The sequence below is a fragment of the Janthinobacterium sp. GW460-12-1-14-LB5 genome, assembly GCF_059423585.1.
This window is the reverse complement of record NZ_JBWKYD010000016.1, coordinates 85,412-100,814: the sequence shown is the minus strand read 5'-3', so window position 1 is coordinate 100,814 and position 15,403 is coordinate 85,412. Positions and strand designations below refer to the sequence as shown.

12 protein-coding genes are annotated in these 15,403 nt (G+C 63.7%); 4 read left to right on the top strand and 8 right to left on the bottom strand.

Annotated elements, in window-relative coordinates; translation table 11 throughout:
- Positions 1-58: 58 nt before the first annotated feature.
- The 3 genes from AC07X6_RS17710 to AC07X6_RS17700 are packed head-to-tail and all read right to left on the bottom strand — an operon-like array spanning position 59 to position 4,805.
- On the bottom strand, positions 59-1,579 hold the full coding sequence (locus tag AC07X6_RS17710) for a SpoVR family protein (RefSeq protein ID WP_494791841.1): 1,521 nt from the start codon (positions 1,577-1,579) through the stop codon (positions 59-61).
- Positions 1,576-2,820 (bottom strand): DUF444 family protein, encoded by a 1,245-nt coding sequence (locus tag AC07X6_RS17705; protein WP_494791840.1) that lies wholly within the window; start codon positions 2,818-2,820, stop codon positions 1,576-1,578. The genes AC07X6_RS17710 and AC07X6_RS17705 overlap by 4 nt, the downstream gene beginning before the upstream one ends.
- A 2-nt stretch (positions 2,821-2,822) precedes the next feature.
- On the bottom strand, positions 2,823-4,805 hold the full coding sequence (locus AC07X6_RS17700; RefSeq protein ID WP_494791839.1) for a serine protein kinase: 1,983 nt from the start codon (positions 4,803-4,805) through the stop codon (positions 2,823-2,825).
- A gap of 259 nt (positions 4,806-5,064) precedes the next feature.
- On the opposite strand from AC07X6_RS17700, the gene AC07X6_RS17695 reads away from it, so the two are divergent.
- Positions 5,065-6,243 (top strand): chymotrypsin family serine protease, encoded by a 1,179-nt coding sequence (locus AC07X6_RS17695; protein ID WP_494791838.1) that lies wholly within the window; start codon positions 5,065-5,067, stop codon positions 6,241-6,243.
- A 170-nt stretch (positions 6,244-6,413) separates the two neighbouring features.
- Positions 6,414-6,725: a hypothetical protein gene (locus AC07X6_RS17690; RefSeq protein WP_230538033.1), complete on the top strand. Its 312-nt coding sequence runs from the start codon at positions 6,414-6,416 to the stop codon at positions 6,723-6,725.
- 105 nt (positions 6,726-6,830) lie between these two features.
- On the opposite strand, the gene AC07X6_RS17685 is transcribed toward AC07X6_RS17690, so the two are convergent.
- The 5 genes from AC07X6_RS17685 to AC07X6_RS17665 all read right to left on the bottom strand — a co-directional run bounded on the left by AC07X6_RS17685 (position 6,831) and on the right by AC07X6_RS17665 (position 12,930).
- Positions 6,831-8,267, bottom strand: coding sequence for a catalase (locus AC07X6_RS17685; RefSeq protein ID WP_494791837.1), 1,437 nt, complete (start codon positions 8,265-8,267; stop codon positions 6,831-6,833).
- Positions 8,268-8,526: 259 nt separating this feature from the next.
- Complete coding sequence (locus tag AC07X6_RS17680) at positions 8,527-8,790, bottom strand: hypothetical protein (protein ID WP_230538031.1); 264 nt, start codon at positions 8,788-8,790, stop codon at positions 8,527-8,529.
- 128 nt (positions 8,791-8,918) lie between these two features.
- Complete coding sequence (locus AC07X6_RS17675; protein ID WP_494791836.1) at positions 8,919-9,617, bottom strand: tetratricopeptide repeat protein; 699 nt, start codon at positions 9,615-9,617, stop codon at positions 8,919-8,921.
- A gap of 49 nt (positions 9,618-9,666) precedes the next feature.
- Complete coding sequence (locus tag AC07X6_RS17670; RefSeq protein WP_494791835.1) at positions 9,667-11,769, bottom strand: bifunctional 2',3'-cyclic-nucleotide 2'-phosphodiesterase/3'-nucleotidase; 2,103 nt, start codon at positions 11,767-11,769, stop codon at positions 9,667-9,669.
- A gap of 114 nt (positions 11,770-11,883) precedes the next feature.
- Positions 11,884-12,930, bottom strand: a complete 1,047-nt coding sequence (locus AC07X6_RS17665) for a hypothetical protein (protein ID WP_494791834.1) — start codon at positions 12,928-12,930, stop codon at positions 11,884-11,886.
- Positions 12,931-13,169: 239 nt separating this feature from the next.
- Here AC07X6_RS17665 and zigA point away from each other — a divergent pair, with 239 nt between their 5' ends.
- Complete coding sequence (zigA, locus tag AC07X6_RS17660) at positions 13,170-14,402, top strand: zinc metallochaperone GTPase ZigA (protein ID WP_494791833.1); 1,233 nt, start codon at positions 13,170-13,172, stop codon at positions 14,400-14,402.
- 13 nt (positions 14,403-14,415) lie between these two features.
- Positions 14,416-15,402: a CobW family GTP-binding protein gene (locus AC07X6_RS17655; RefSeq protein ID WP_494791832.1), complete on the top strand. Its 987-nt coding sequence runs from the start codon at positions 14,416-14,418 to the stop codon at positions 15,400-15,402.
- Position 15,403: the final 1 nt, after the last annotated feature.

Below are 15,403 nucleotides of genomic sequence, written 5' to 3'. Positions count from 1 at the left end.
CAGGCCGGAGGCACAAGCTGGCCAGGTACACTCCCATATTCGTCCGATCGGCGGCCTTTTAGCGTTGCACGGGCGGCGCTGTCGGCGTTGTTGATGACGCTGTCGGCGCGGGCGGCTCCGGCACGCCGTCGGTCTTGCTGTGCAAAACCCGGGGCGTGCCCCTGAAATCGGCCGTATGCAGGGTGACGGGACGGCGCCAGATGCGGGCGATGTACGCCAGCACCTGTTCGGCCCGCTCCAGGTCGAGGCCGCGCCCATCGCGCTGGTGATCGTGGCGCAGCACCAGGCTGCCGTCGTCGTTGAGCAGGGTGACGGCGATGCATGGCGCGCCATAGTTGTATTTGGGCGCCAGGATGGCTTCGCGGATGGCCCGCAAGTCGCGGCTGGCCAGCCGGGTTTCGCCATCGCGGCGGCTTTCATGCACGAACAGGCCCAGGCGGTCGGCCAGTTCCCCGTCCAGATAATTGCGTATGAAACTGAAGTCGTCGTCGTCGCGGCAAATCTGGCGCGCCCGCGCCAATCCTTCGCGCTCGATGATGTGTTCCCACATGCAAAAGCCCAAATGATAGGGATTGACGGCCAGCGCCTGCTGATGTTCGCCCGCGTAAGGGCGCACTACGTCGGAATGCGACTTGAGGGCGGACAGGTACAGCGCCGGCGGCAGGAAGTCGGCTTCGCGCAGCAGCCGTGCGTGCCAGTACGAGGCCCAGCCTTCGTTCATGATCTGGCAGGCGTACACGGGATAAAAATAGAACGACTCTTCGCGCACGGCCAGGAAAATGTCGCGCTCCCAGTCGGCCAGTTCCGGCCCGTGGTGTGCGATGAACCACAGCAAGTCGTACTCGGCTTGCGGCGGCACGAGGGGGCGCTGTGTCACGCGCGCGCGCGCCGCCTCGTGCACCGCCAGCGCGGCCGCTTCGCCCGGCAGGCGCCGGTAGCGTCGGGCAAAGGGGCCGTCTGCGCCGATGCCGTCCTGCTTGTCCGCCACGCCGGCTGGTGCGGAAAGCGCGGATGGTACGGCGTATGGCGGGCGGTGCAGCTCGGCGTGGATGTCCACATGCTGCTCCAGCGCCAGTGCCGCGTCGAGCACGGCTTCCACCTGCTCTTGGCCGTGGCGTTGCAGCGCCATTTCCAGACGCCGCGCCCGCGCCGCGCTTTGTTCCAGGATGCGCTGGCCCGCCATGGCGCCGAAGCGCAGGAACAGGCTGTTCCGGCTGGCAAAGTCGGCGTGGCCGAGCACGTGCGCCGTGACGAGGGTGTTTTCGGCCAGGGAATTGTGTTCGGCCATGTAGGCATGGCAAGGGTCGCCGGGGAACATGACTTCGAACATATGCGAGTTGCCCATCTTTTGATGGACGAGCTGGTGGATGTAGCGCACGCCGAACGACCAGTGGCGCATGCGCACGGGCAAGCCATAGATGGCGATCTCGTTCATGAAATTGTCTGGCACCAGCTCGAACTCGACAGGGGCAAAGGCCAGGCCCAGCTCGCGCGCCAGCGTTTCGATGCGCGCCGCGTAGGCGGCCAGCCCGGCCGTGTCTGCCGCGTCGCCATGGCGGTGAACGTCATGCTGCGTCATGCCGCGTCCTCCGTCTCGGCCGCCTCGTGCAGGAAAAAGGTGCGGATGGCTCCCCACACATCGTCGGCCTTGCTGAGGATGCTGCTGTGCAAGGGCAAGCCCCGGTGTTCCTGCTCGGCGCACAAGCCGTGCATTTCCGTTTCCAGGCTGCGCGGCACGCCGGGCACGGTTTCCACATAGCCCATATAGTTGAGCATGGCGGCCAGTTCGCCCAAGGCCAGGCTGGCCGCCGCCCGGTCTTCGCTGAAATTTTCGCCATCGGAAGCATAGAACAGGTAGGCGTTGTAGCGGCCCGGCGCATAGTGTTCTTTCAGCAAGTCGCGGCTCAGAAGAAACGCCGTGGACGCCATGGTGCCGCCCATGCCATTGACCCGGAAGAACTCGGCTTCGGAAAACTCCCAGGCCCGCGTCGTATGGGCGATAAAGCGCGTTTCCACGCGTGCATACCTGCGGCGCAAGCCTTGCAGGGCAAAGAAAAAGAACGATTTGGCCAGCTTGCGCTCGGCCTGCGCCATGCTGGCCGATACGTCGAGCACGAAAAACACGACGGCATTCGCGCTGGGCCGGGGCTGCTGCAGCACCTGGCGGTAGCGCAAGTCCTCATTGGTGAAGGGCACGGGCTGCGCTTGCAGGGCGCGCCGCTTGATCGCTTCCTTGACGGTGCGCCGCCGGTCCAGGCGCGAACGGGCGCCATGACGGTCCAGGCCGCTGCGCACCAGCCGCACCTCGTCGATCGCGCCCAGGTGGCGCGGCTTGAGGTGCGGCAGTTCGAAGGTGTCCCACAGCCAGTCGAGGATGTCGTCGATGGGGAATTCCAGCAGCAGGCGCACGGCGCCCTCGCCATCGCCGCCTTCGCCTTGCGTTCCGCTGCCGTCCGTGGCGGCGGGATGCGCCGGGCGCAGGATGTCGCCGGGCTGGCCGTCGCCCTGGCCTGCGCCCACGCTGTTGCGCGCGGGCGCCAGGCGGAAACGCGCATGTTCGAGCAGGCGCATGGGCACTTGCACCGTGCGCTGCTGCGGCCCGCCGATCAGGTCGGGCGTGGCGATCAGCTCGGGCAAGTGCGCCTGCACGGCTTCGCGCACTTTCTGGTTGTGGCGCAGCCAGTCGCGCGCGCCGCGCGAGAACAGCGCGTACCAGGGCCGGGCGAGGCCAGGCACGGCCTCCGCCTGCGATGGCGCGCCGGCGGGGCGTGCCGGAGCGCCATCCCGGTTGCCGCTGCCTGGCGTGGTCGTGGCGGACATGGCTATTCCTGCGCCAGCAAGGTGGTCACGTAGTTGAGCGCTTCGCGCGCGCTGTGGGCGTCATAGCCGTATTCGTCGACCAGGCGCTGCTCGACGGCAGAGATCCTGGCCCGCACATCGTCATCGGGGCGCTTGGCCGAACCGACCAGCCGCAGCACGTCGCGCCGCTGCTCGAACAGATATTGCTGGATGGCATCGTGCAATTGCGCATGGCTGCCCAGGCCAAACGCTTCGCCCCGCTTGAAGGCGCTCATGGCCTTGCGCACCACTTCTTGGCGGAAAGACTGCTTGCCCGAGTCGCTGATGTGGATTTTTTCTTCCACGGCGCGCAGGAAGCGCTCGTCGGGACGGCGCTCTTCGCTGGTGATGGGGTCGCGGATCTGGCGGTTGTCGAGCATGGCTTCGACTTCATCGAGATATTTGTTCAGCAAGTCTTGCGCTTCCTGCTCGAATGACACAAACAAGGCCTTGTGCACATCGGCCTTGACCCAGCGGTTATAGAAATCCTTGCGCGTGAGCACCAGGTAATCGACCCACTTGCGCTTGCGCCGCGGCTCGATGCGCGCATCGTTTTCGATGCCGTCCTTCAGGGCCAGCAGCACGTCCATGGTGGACAGGCTGTTGCGCTGGGCGGAAATGATGGCGTGCGACAGGGCATTGATGACGAAACGGGGCGACACGCCCGACAGGCCCTCGTCGGGCGCCTTGTCGCGCTCGCGCATGCGGCGGATGTCGGCAGGCTGCAAGTCGTCCACGTCTTCGTTGGCGTAGATGCGCAGTTTCTTGACCAGTTCGGCTTCCTTGTCGTCGCCTTCGGGCAGGCGGCTGAGGATGGCAAACACGGCCGCCGCGTGCAGCACGTGCGGATCGAGGTGCACGCCGCGGAAGGCGGGCGCGGCCGCCAGGATCAGTTTGCGGTAGATGCGGGCTTCTTCGCGGTAATTGAGCGTGTACGGCACTTGCACGATGACCATGCGGTCGAGCAGCGCCTCGTTTTCGCTTTCTTGCAGGAATTTGCGAAATTCGGCCAGGTTCGTGTGTGCGAGGATGGTTTCGTCGAGGTAAATCAGGGGAAAGCGCGACACCTTGACATTCTTTTCCTGCGTCAAGGTCAGCAGCAGGTAGAGGAATTCCCGCTTGACCTTGAGGATTTCGATCATTTCCAGCATGCCGCGGCTGGCCGCATACACGGCGCCCGACCACGACCAGGCGCGCGGATCGCCTTCGTCGCCGTACTGCGCCACTTTCGACAGGTCGACGGAACCGACGAGGTCGGCCAGGTCGGCCGTCGTGGGATCATGCGGCGCATACGTGCCGATGCCGCAGCGGCCCGCCTCGGACAGGTGGATGCGCTCGACGGGCATGCGCAGGAAGTCGCCCCCGTACTGCTCTTCCAGGCGGGCGCGGCAGTGGGGGCACAACTCGCCATGCAGCTCGGCATCGTAGCTGGCGCGAAAGTCGGCGCGCATGCTGTGCGGCACCAGGTGCAGCGGCGATTCGTGCACGGGACAGCCGGCGATGCCGTACAGCGCGCCTTCGCTGCTGTGGCTGTATTCTTCCAGCCCCCGCTTGAGCAGGATCACCATGGTCGACTTGCCGCCCGACGGGGGGCCCAGCAACAGCAGCATGCGCCGGCCCACCTCGGAGCCGGCGGCGGCCGCCTTGAAATAGGCGGCCACGCGGTCGATGGCTTCGTCGATGCCGAACAGTTCGTCGTCGAACAGGCGGCAGCGGAAGCGCCCGCTGTCATCGGTCTGGCCATTCCAGCGCATCATGTCCCACAGGTACTGGTGCGCGCTGCGCGTCAGCAGGGCCGCGCGGCCGGGCAGGATTTGCTCGATGAAGTCGGCAAAACTGCCGCGCCAGGGGCTGATGCGGTGTTTTTCTGCCCAGGCCGCCATGCCGTGCATGAAACCCGCATGCTGGCCAGCGCCAGCGGCCTGTTCGGCGCCGTCGCCCGCGGGCGCGTCGTCGTGGCTTGTCATCCCTGGACTCGTCATCGTTTCCCCATCCATACCGTTGCTGCCGTGACGCAGGCCCAGTTCCAGCCTGCCAGCCAAGTATACGGCGCGGCCACTGTCCACACGCCTGATCTGGCTCAACCTTGACGAGGGAACTATTTTTATCCTCGCTGCCCTCATTAAGAAAGGGCAGCCATGCGCCAGTGCAGTTCAATCCAGATCAATACCGGCTGGCGCGGCCCGTCCACACTGGTGGTTTGCGACGACCCACGAGGAGAACACGATGACAGGCATTGAGAACGGTTTCAGCGCCCCGCCGGGCAGCAGCGGCAGGGGCCAAAGCGCGGACGATGAAGAGGCCGTCGGCCAGTTTGCCGTCCCCGGCGAAGACGACAATATGATCGAGAGCGCGTCCGTCGCGGAGGTGCCCGACGCCCTGAGCGGCGTCAGCATGGAATTGCTGGAAATCAAGCGCAGCATCGAGGACGGCATGCGCCAGGGTATCACCCAGGCGGGCGGCGTGCGCGCGGCCGATGCCTTCAGCGACGGCGGCAATATCCAGGGCGTGTCCATCGGCCTGGGCGAGGGCGCCAGCGACAGCTCGTCCGGCGAACCGGGCTTGCCTGCGCTGACCCTGTACGTGGCCGAACCCACCTCCGTCGACCGCGCCAAGGCGGCCATCGTGGGCGCCATGGGCGTGCGCGCCGCAGCCAGCGACAAAGTGCCCGTCAACATCGTCGTCACGGGCGTGATCGATGCGCAGCCGCACCGTTTCCGCTTGCGCCCGGCACCGGGCGGCGTGTCGGTCGGGCATTTCCGCATCACGGCCGGCACCATTGGCTGCCTGGCCGTGGGGCGCAGCGCGCCGCGCGACGGCCGCTTGATGATACTGAGCAATAATCACGTACTGGCCAATTCCAACGGCGGCGTGTTCAACGATTGCATCGTGCAGCCTGGCCCCATCGACGGCGGCCGCTGCCCGCAAGACCAGGTGGCCGTGCTCGAACGCTTCGTGCCCATCAATTTCAGCGGCGGCGTCAATTATGTCGATTGCGCCACCGGCTGGGCCTGGCCAGACCGCGTGCGGCCCGAACTGGTCTACCTGAGCGGCGGCGTGCCCGCGTACTTCCGCATCAGCAATGCGCTGGTGGCGCCCGCGCTGGGCATGCTGGTCGGCAAGTCCGGCCGCACGACGCAATTGACGCAGGGCCGCATCACGGGCCTGGGCGCCACCATCAACGTCAATTACGGCAGCGGCAGGATCGCGCTGTTCCAGGACCAGATCGCCATCACGGGCCTGAGCGGGGCCTTCAGCGCGGGCGGCGATTCCGGCTCCTCCATCTGGACCTGGAACCAGCAGCGCAATCCCGTCGGCCTGCTGTTTGCTGGCGGCAACAACATCACGTTTGCCAACCAGATGCGGCGCGTGGTGGTGGCGCTCGACATCAATTTATACACTTGAGTACGCCAACAGGCAGCGGTGCGGCCCCGCCGCGGCGCCTTGCCCAAGGCGGCTTTTTGTACGATGATGATCTTGTCAGGGGGCAGCAGTCGCGCATGGTTGCGTCCGGCGAAGGGCGCCGCAGCACCGGGTGGCCGGGTGTATCATGGAGTGGATCAGGAGGGTGTGTCATGTCAAACAGTAAATTCGCACAATCGCCATATGCCGTCTTCGAGGACGCCGCCATGCCGTATTTGCCGGATGAGGCTCTTGTCCATGCCCCGCCGCCTGGCCGCCTGGAAGCGGCAAGGCGGCGCAACGAGCGGGCGCTGATGGCCATCGACGGCGTGGAAGGCGTCAGTCTGGGGCAGACGGCCGTGGGCGGGGAAGCCCTCGTCGTGTATCTGCGCGACTCGTCCGTCAAGCGGCGCGTGCCGTTGCAGGTCGACGGTTATCCCGTGGAAACGAGCATCACGGGCCAGATCGATATCCAGCGCTGGTAGGCAGGCGGGCCGGGCGGCTGGCCTGCCTGCAGCCAAATATTGTGGTGGAAAGCCTGTTGCCAGGCCTTCCATGCCGTCTTGCAGCCTGCCTTCGATCAGCCTGCCTTATTTGCTCAGGCGGCCTATCGCTTCGGCCACGCCCGCGCCATACGCGGGGTCGCACAGGGTGCAGTTGCCGATGTGGCGTTGCTTGACCTGCTCCGAGGCGCCCGAGATGGCGCGCGCCGTGTTGTCGAACAAGGCTTGCTGCTGTGCCGGCGTCATCAGGCGGAACAGGGCGCGCGGCTGCGAATAGTAATCCTCGTCGACCCTGTGGTTCCAGTGGTCGGCCGCGCCCTCGATACTCAGCGGCGGCTCGCGGAAATCGGGCTGCTCGGCCCATTCCTGCTCGCTGTTCGGTTCATAGCCCAGGGTTCCCCCCTGGTTGCCGTCGACTCGCATCTGGCCGTCGCGGTGGTAGCTGTGGAACGGGCATTTCGGCGCGTTGACGGGGATATGGCTGTGGTTGACGCCGAGGCGGTAGCGCTGCGCGTCGCCATACGAGAACAAGCGGCCTTGCAGCATCTTGTCCGGCGAAAAGCTGATGCCGGGCACGACGTTGGCCGGGTTGAAGGCCGCCTGCTCCACTTCCGCGAAATGGTTGTCGGCATTGCGGTTCAGTTCCAGCACGCCCACCTCGATCAGCGGGTAGTCGCCGTGCGGCCATACTTTCGACAGGTCGAAGGGATTGATGTGGTAGGTTCCCGCCTCTTTTTCCGGCATGATCTGCACGTACAGGGTCCAGCGGGGGAAATCCTTGTTTTCGATGCTGTCGTACAGGTCGCGGTGCGAGCTTTCGCGGTCTTTGCCCACCAGTTCCTCGGCCTCGGCGTCCGTCAGGTTTTGTATACCTTGCTGGGTTTTGAAGGTGAACTTGACCCAGAAACGCTCGTTTTGCGCATTCAGGAAGCTGAAGGTATGGCTGCCGAAGCCGTGCATGTGGCGGAAACTGCGCGGCAAGCCCCGGTCGCTCATCACCACCGTCACCTGGTGCAGCGCTTCCGGCAGCGAGGTCCAGAAGTCCCAGTTGCTGTTGGCGCTGCGCAAGCCCGTGCGCGGGTCGCGCTTGATGGCGTGGTTCAGATCGGGGAATTTCAGCGGGTCGCGCATGAAAAACACGGGCGTATTGTTGCCGACCAGGTCCCAGTTGCCTTCTTCCGTATAAAACTTCAGGGCAAAGCCGCGGATGTCGCGTTCCGCATCGGCCGCGCCCCGTTCGCCGGCCACCGTGGAAAAGCGCGCGAACATCGGCGTTTGCTTGCCCACTGCGCCAAAGATTTTCGCCCGCGTGTAGCGCGTGATGTCGTGCGTGACGGTAAACGTGCCGTGCGCGCCCGATCCCTTGGCATGCATGCGGCGCTCGGGGATGACTTCGCGGTCGAAGTGGGCCAGCTTTTCCAGGAACCATACATCTTGCAGCAGGGCAGGGCCGCGGGGGCCGGCCGTCTGGATGTTCTGGTTGTCGACGACAGGCGCGCCAAAGGCGGTGGTCAGCTTTTTCATTGGACTCTTTCTTTATAGGGAGGTCAACGGACGAGCCAGGGCCTACCCAAACACTGGCTGGGCTGAGCGCATCTAACGTGCTCACCGAGGCTGGTCCAGAGTAACAAATTTCTAAAAAGCAAATTCAGTGTAATGCATTTTCGGGGCACGCTGCTGCCCCGCCGTCTCCGGAGAGGCAGCTGGTTCATCATAGCCCGTCGGCAATGTCTAGCCCAACACGATTGACCTGGCGCAAAGGATGGCGTGATTTTTCCGCGTGTCAGCGGTAGTTGGCCCAATTGGCCCGCAGCCAGGTCAGCACGGCGCCATGGCCGCGTATGTCGGCCGGCAAGTGGCGCTGGATCAGGCGTTCGCATTTCAGGGCCGTGGCCAGGCTGCCGCCCGACCAGCTGTTGCAGCTGTACAGCACTTCATACCATTCATGGCGGTTCAGCAAGACGCTGTCGGGGATGGCGCGCCGGGCCGGGTCATCGCCGTCCGCCGGGCCGTCCGGGTAGCTGAACTGCAAGTCGCTCTTTTTCATGGGGCCCAACCGGTGATCTGCCATGCTTGCCTCGCGATGAGATTGCGCACGAACACCTGTGCGTGCCAGGCAAGCTTATGCCACCGGCAAGCATTCCATTCAGCAATATGAGCCGGTCTTGATCTGGCTTAAAACTTGTTCCAGTTATTGTGCCGGTGCTCCGTCGCTTCCTTCATTAGGTGGCCGGCGCGCAGGGCGTCGCCGGCTTGCACCGTCATGGCCAGTTCCTGGAGGGCGGGAGGGTATTCGTGGTGGGCCGCTTCTTCCAGCAATGCATGGCCCTTGGCCAGGTTGCGCGGCACGCCGCGGCCTTCGCGGTAGGCGTTGTACAGCAGGAACATGGCGTGCGGGTTGCCCAGTTCGCTCGACTTGGCCAGCCAGCGGGCCGCTATGACGGGATCTTGCGGCACGCCTTCGCCATTCGCCGCCAGCAAGCCCAGCATCAGGGCCGCCTTCGCATGGCCTTGCTGCGCCGCCAGCCGGTACCACGGCCAGGCCTGGGCCGGCGTGGCCGCGCGCAGCATCTGGCCCAGCTCGAACGCCGCTTCCGTGTCGCCGGCGCGGGCCGCCTGTTCGAACAGGCTCAAGGCCTCGGCGCGGCGCTCGGGCCGGGGCTGGTAAATCAGCGCCAGTTCGCGCTCGGCGACGGGCATGTCCTTGCCGGCCCAGCTGCGTACACGGCGCTCGGCCTGGCGGTCGCCCGCCTGGCGCGCATGCATGGCGACGACTTCGATTTCCGCCGCCGTGGGCGGCGGCGACGCCTGGCAGGCGGCCAGGGCGGCAGCCAGCACGAGGGCGGGGAGGGAAAGCGCTTGTTTCATCTGCATTAACTTTCATGACGTGGGCCGGGAAGCCAGCAGTCCCGGCCCGTGGACCTTATTTGCTCAGGTCGATGCCGTACTTGGCAAAGCCGCTGGCGTCGAGCCCGCCTTCGGACGCCACGTTGGCGATGCCGCTGCTCTGCGCCAATGCCAGGTGGCCCGGCGCCGAACGCAGGATCACGGGGCCGGCCGTGGCCGTCTTGACGAAGCTCCAGCTGCGCGCGCTGCCATTCGCCGCCAGGGTCACCTTGCCGCCCTTGGTGCTCAGCGACGCCAGGTAGTTGCTGACCACGGCCTGGTTCGCATCGGGCGACTTGATGATGGTCTTGCTGCCGTCGATGCCCGGCACGGCGCCGCCGCCGCCGGCGCGGTAGTCGTTGGTGGCGACGATGAAATCATCGCCGTCGGCGACCGGTGCGCCCTTGTACGTGAGGTTGACGATGCGGCTGCCGACCTTTTTCGTCACGTCGATCTGGTACGTCAGCGCATTGTTTTCCGCGTAGAACACGTCATAGTTATAGATCGTGCCATACGACGGCACCAGGTCTTGCTCGGCAGTACTGGCCGGGTCGATCTGGTTGAATTGCCTGGCCGACGTTTCCAGCCACGCTTTCAAGTCCGCGCCCTTGATCTTGACGGCTTGCAGGTTGTTATTGCTATATAAATACAAATCGCCCGGATTGCGCACTTGCAAGCCGACCGGCGCGGCAGGCGAGGCGCCGGATGCCACGTCCGTGAAGTCCGACGGCCCGTTGCGGCCCGCCTTGAACGGCGCGCTGCACGAGATCACGGGAATGTTCTTGTAGCTGGACAAGGTCGCATCCGTGCTGGTGGCGATGAAATTCTTCACGTAGTCGAGCTGCGCCTGGTTTACCAGCTGGATGGCGCTGACGTCGCCCACCAGCGCAAAATACGCGGACATCTCGAAATCCGTGCTGATGCCCAGCGGCTGCTTGGCATAGGCGATGGTGGCCGCGTGTTCGGTGGCGACCAGCGGGGCGATGGCCGGGTCGGCTTTCACGAGCGTCTTGCCATCCGTGTACTTGAAACCGCGCGATTCCACCGTCGTCTTGGCCGGCTGCACCACCCATTTCCCGCCCTGGTATGCCATCGTCAGCTTGATGATGCCCAAGCGGCGGCCCCAGCTTTGCGCCATGACGGTCGGCACGCCGTTGACAAAACCGTTGACGGCGTCGATCTTGGCGCTGGCCGGGAAGGCGGCAAACGAGGCGTCCAGCGCGGCTGCGCCTTCTTCCTTGCCTTTCGGGAAGATCAAGTGCGAGTGGCCGATCATCAGCGCGTCGATGCCCGTGCTGGTCAGATGATAGCTGCCGTTTTCCATCTTCGGGCTGTAGGTGCTCGTGTCCAGGCCGCCATGCGACAGAGCCACGACGAGGTCGGCGCCCTTGCTGCGCAATTCCGGCACGTATTGTTTCGCCGCTTCCTGCACGCCCGTCACGCTGACTTTGCCGGCGAGCACTTTTTGATCCCATTCGAGGATTTGCGGCGGCACAAAGCTCAGCACGCCCACATTGATCTTGACCGTCAGCTTGCTGCCGTCGGGCGCCGTGGCGGCGAAATCGCGCGGCAGCACGGTATAGGGCTGAAAGATGGGCTTGCCGGTGGCTACGCCGACGACATTGCTCAGCACGGAAGGGAAGGCGGGCGCGCCGCAGGTGCCCGTCGGCTTGGCCACGCCGGGAATGCCGAAATCCGTGTTGGTGATCTGGCTCAGGTAACCGAGGCCATAGTTGAATTCATGGTTGCCCATGCCGCCCGCATCGTATTTCAGCGCATTCATGGCCTTGTGCACGGCCAAGGTGCTGCTGCAAGGCACGGGCGCGGCCACGGCCTGCAGGTCGGCAAGTAACGTGCCCTGGATGACGTCGCCATCGTCGAGCAGCACATTGTTCGGGTTTTCCGCGCGCGCCGCCTGGATCAGGGTGGACGTGCGCTCCAGGCCCAGACTCGTGTCTTCGGCCAGCGCGTAATAGTTGTAGCTCAAGACGTTCGAGTGGATATCGGTGGTTTCCAGCAATGCCACGGTGACCGTCGTGCCTTCGGGAATGGCCGGCGCCGCCGGCGTATTCGAACTGCCGTTGCAACCGACGAGACCCGCACTTGCCAGCGCCGCCAGCATGACCCAATTTGTTTTCATTACCGCCCTCGGAAAGATTCAAAGGACGCGACTGTAACGCCGCCATATGACGCGGCGATGACAGCCGTGCAGGGCGCATGGAGGCAGGCGCGCGCGCGATGGCGCGACCGCCTGTCAATGCGCCGGCAGTTTTTTCAGCACTTCATTACTGAAGTAAGGCTCGTCTTCCACCCAGAAAATATAGTCGAGGCCCAGGTAGTTGCGGGCAAAATCGAGCAAGTCTTCGACTGAATTTTTTTTCCCGGTACGGGGATTGATCTGGCGCAGGTTGCCGTCCTGTACGGCCATGCCCTTGACCAGGTTCGCCGGATAGTCCTTGATAAAGCCGTAACTCTGGCCCATATGGCTTTTCCGATACGGCATCAGGTCAGGACCGCCCACGCCCATATGCAGCGCTTGCGCTTGCGCAAACAGGCCGCGCATATAGCCCTTGTCGGTCCACGGCAGCCATTCACCGGGCAGGAAATTCAAATACACCATGGCGGTAGTGTGGGGAAAAGCCGCGGCCAGTACCCGCATGTTGTCCTTGATGGCATCGACATAGTGTTGCGGCTTGAAATCATCGGGGAACGTCGTATTTCCTTTGCCGTCCTCAATGCCGATGTCGATCGAGCTTTCGCTGAAATTGATGCCCTCGATTTTCCCGTCAAATTCCTTGCCCAGCGCCTGGATCAAGCGTCGATAACGCTCGCGTACCGGCGCTTCCCACATTTTTGGCGACCAGCCATATTCATCATCCGTCACCGCTTTATGCGGGTCGCGTTCTGGTGCGGAAAGCATGCTCTGCTTGATGATGCCGCCCCGGTAGCGCGGATCGCTGAGCAAATAGGCCGGCACATTATGGCGCGGCGTGAAGGATTTTTCCTGCAGTTGTATCCACAGTTTTTTCCCGATTGAATCGAGATAGGCGATGTCGTGGCGGATCGCCGAAAAATCGTATCGGTCCTGTTCCGGCTCCAGGCTGCGCCAGGTGTACACGATTTGAGCACCGCTGAAGCGCGGATCGCTTAATGCCTTATCCGCGCGGATGTTTTCCCCGTGCGGTTCACGGTGATTGAAGTAAATATAGTGCTTGATCGGGTGCTTTATTTCCGCGGCAATCGTACTGCCCATCATCAAAATAACTAATGCAAAAAACGTTGTATGGCTGCGTAAGATCATCGATTCCTTGGGCACTGTGAGAATTTAGCCGTTCAGTCGCCAGGCGCTTGCTTCGATAGCAGAGCCGGTGCGATTCCACTATAGCACCTTGAGGAGCGTGGCCTGTATTGCGCGGCGTGTTCAGGATGGCAGGTGACGATTAGCATGCTCAATGCAAGTAAGTTGCATTATAATTCGCAAATGCAATTTAATTGCATTTATATCCGCCATCACGCACCCACCAATTCGAAGGATTCCCCATGCCCCAGCGCAAACTCCCCGTCACCGTCCTGTCCGGCTTTCTCGGCGCCGGCAAGACCACCTTGCTCAACCATATACTACGCAACCGCGAAGGCAAGCGCGTGGCCGTCATCGTCAACGACATGAGCGAAGTCAACATCGACGCCTCGCTTGTCAAGGACAGTGCCGAGGCAGCTGGCGCGGCCCTGTCGCGCACGGAAGAAAAACTCGTGGAAATGTCGAACGGCTGCATTTGCTGCACCCTGCGCGACGATTTGCTGCAGGAAGTACGGCGCCTGGCCTTGGAGGACCGCTTCGATTATCTGCTGATCGAATCGACGGGCGTGGGCGAGCCGATGCCCGTGGCCGCCACCTTCGACTTCGAGGACGAGCACGGCGACAGCCTGAACGACGTGGCGCGCATCGACTGCATGGTCACCGTCGTCGACTGCGCCAACCTGCTGGCGGACTTTCATAGCGAAGACAGCCTGGAGCAGCGGGGAGAAACGGCGGGCGAGGGCGACGACCGCCAACTGGCCAACTTGCTCACGGAACAGATCGAATTTGCCAATGTCATCGTCCTCAACAAGGTCGACATGGTCGATGCGGCCGAGCGCCTGCGCGTGCTGGCCGTGTTAAAAGCCCTGAACCCGGGCGCGCGCATCATCGAAACCAACCAGTCCATCGTGCCGCTCGACGCCATCCTGGGCACGAACTTGTTCGACCTGGAGCAGGCGGCCGCCATGCCGGGCTGGGCCCAGGAGCTGGCGGGCAGTCATGCGCCGGAAACGGAAACGTATGGCATCGCCAGCTTCGTCTACCGGGCGAAGGAACCGTTCCACGCGCAGCGCCTGCACGACTATATTTCGCAACCGATACCGGGCGTGGTGCGCAGCAAGGGATACTTTTGGCTGGCCAGCCGCCCCGAATGGGTGGCCAGCCTGTCCGGCGCGGGCAAGCTGATGAATATCGAACCCGTGGGCCTGTGGTGGGCGGCCGTGCCGCAGGAACGCTGGCCCACGGATGCGGCCTCGCTGGCGGAAGTCAAGGCGGGCTGGAGCGAAACGTATGGCGACCGCTACCAGGAGCTCGTCTTCATCGGCCAGGACATGGACCAGGCCGCCATCGAGGCGGACTTGAAGAAATGTCAACTTAACTATACGGAAACGCGCCAGGGCATGGCCGCCTGGCGCCAGCTGCCCGACCCGTTTCCACTATGGCAACGGATGGAAGAAATTGAAGATCAAGCTTGAACAGGAACGCGCCATGACAGAATTGATCCCCGTCACCATCATCACGGGTTTTCTCGGCAGCGGGAAAACGACCTTGCTCAAGCGCATATTGGAGGGCGATCACGGCGTGCGCATCGCCGTGATCGAAAATGAATTCGCCGCCGAAAGCATCGACCACGGCTTGCTGGTGCAGGACAGCGGCGAGCAGATCGTGGAAATGAACAATGGCTGCATCTGCTGCAGCGTGCGGGGCGACCTGATCCGCATCCTGGGCGAATTGCACGCCAGGCGCGCGGCGGGAAGCATCGCATTCGACCACGTCATCATCGAAACGACGGGCCTGGCCGCGCCCGGTCCCGTGGCGCAAACCTTTTTTGCGGAACCGTCCGTCGGCGAGTGCTACATGCTGGACGCCATTTTGACGGTGGTCGATGCGCGCCACGCGCAGCAGCAATTGACGGCACACCAGGAAGCGCAGGAGCAGGTGGGCTTTGCCGACCGCATCCTGCTGTCGAAGACGGACCTGGTCAGCAAGGATGAGCTGGCCGCGCTGCGCCAGCGCCTGGCCGCCATCAACGGCCGCGCCAGCATACAGAAAGTGCGCTTCGGCAATGTACCGCTGGGCGACATCCTGAACATCCGCGGCTTCAACCTGAACGCCATCGTCGAGCTGGAGCCGGATTTCCTCGGAGAATTGGGCCACCGCCATGGCGACGGCGTGCAATCGTTCGTCTACCACCAGGCCCAGCCCCTCGATCTGCTGCAGGTGGAAAACTTTCTTGATGCCGTGGTGCAACTGTTCGGCAGCCAGCTGATGCGCTACAAGGGCATTTTATATGTTGCCGACCTGCCATGCCGCGCCGTGTTCCAGGGCGTGCACATGCTGATGGGCTCGGAACTGGGCGCGCCGTGGCGCGACGGGGAAACGCGCGCCAGCAAGATCATTTTTATCGGCCGCGACTTGCCGCAGGATATGCTGACACGGGGCCTGGACCGCTGCGCGGCAACGGTAGCGGCGTGAG

Bases quoted from the DNA above. Each gene is read 5' to 3' on its own strand.
- AC07X6_RS17690 (WP_230538033.1), top strand. From the start codon at position 6,414: ATGTCAAACAGTAAATTCGCACAATCGCCATATGCCGTCTTCGAGGAC.
- AC07X6_RS17655 (WP_494791832.1), top strand. From the start codon at position 14,416: ATGACAGAATTGATCCCCGTCACCATCATCACGGGTTTTCTCGGCAGC.
- AC07X6_RS17695 (WP_494791838.1), top strand. From the start codon at position 5,065: ATGACAGGCATTGAGAACGGTTTCAGCGCCCCGCCGGGCAGCAGCGGC.
- AC07X6_RS17665 (WP_494791834.1), bottom strand. From the start codon at position 12,930: ATGATCTTACGCAGCCATACAACGTTTTTTGCATTAGTTATTTTGATG.
- AC07X6_RS17700 (WP_494791839.1), bottom strand. From the start codon at position 4,805: ATGACAAGCCACGACGACGCGCCCGCGGGCGACGGCGCCGAACAGGCC.
- AC07X6_RS17710 (WP_494791841.1), bottom strand. From the start codon at position 1,579: ATGACGCAGCATGACGTTCACCGCCATGGCGACGCGGCAGACACGGCC.
- zigA (WP_494791833.1), top strand. From the start codon at position 13,170: ATGCCCCAGCGCAAACTCCCCGTCACCGTCCTGTCCGGCTTTCTCGGC.
- AC07X6_RS17705 (WP_494791840.1), bottom strand. From the start codon at position 2,820: ATGTCCGCCACGACCACGCCAGGCAGCGGCAACCGGGATGGCGCTCCG.
- AC07X6_RS17670 (WP_494791835.1), bottom strand. From the start codon at position 11,769: ATGAAAACAAATTGGGTCATGCTGGCGGCGCTGGCAAGTGCGGGTCTC.
- AC07X6_RS17680 (WP_230538031.1), bottom strand. From the start codon at position 8,790: ATGAAAAAGAGCGACTTGCAGTTCAGCTACCCGGACGGCCCGGCGGAC.
- AC07X6_RS17675 (WP_494791836.1), bottom strand. From the start codon at position 9,617: ATGCAGATGAAACAAGCGCTTTCCCTCCCCGCCCTCGTGCTGGCTGCC.
- AC07X6_RS17685 (WP_494791837.1), bottom strand. From the start codon at position 8,267: ATGAAAAAGCTGACCACCGCCTTTGGCGCGCCTGTCGTCGACAACCAG.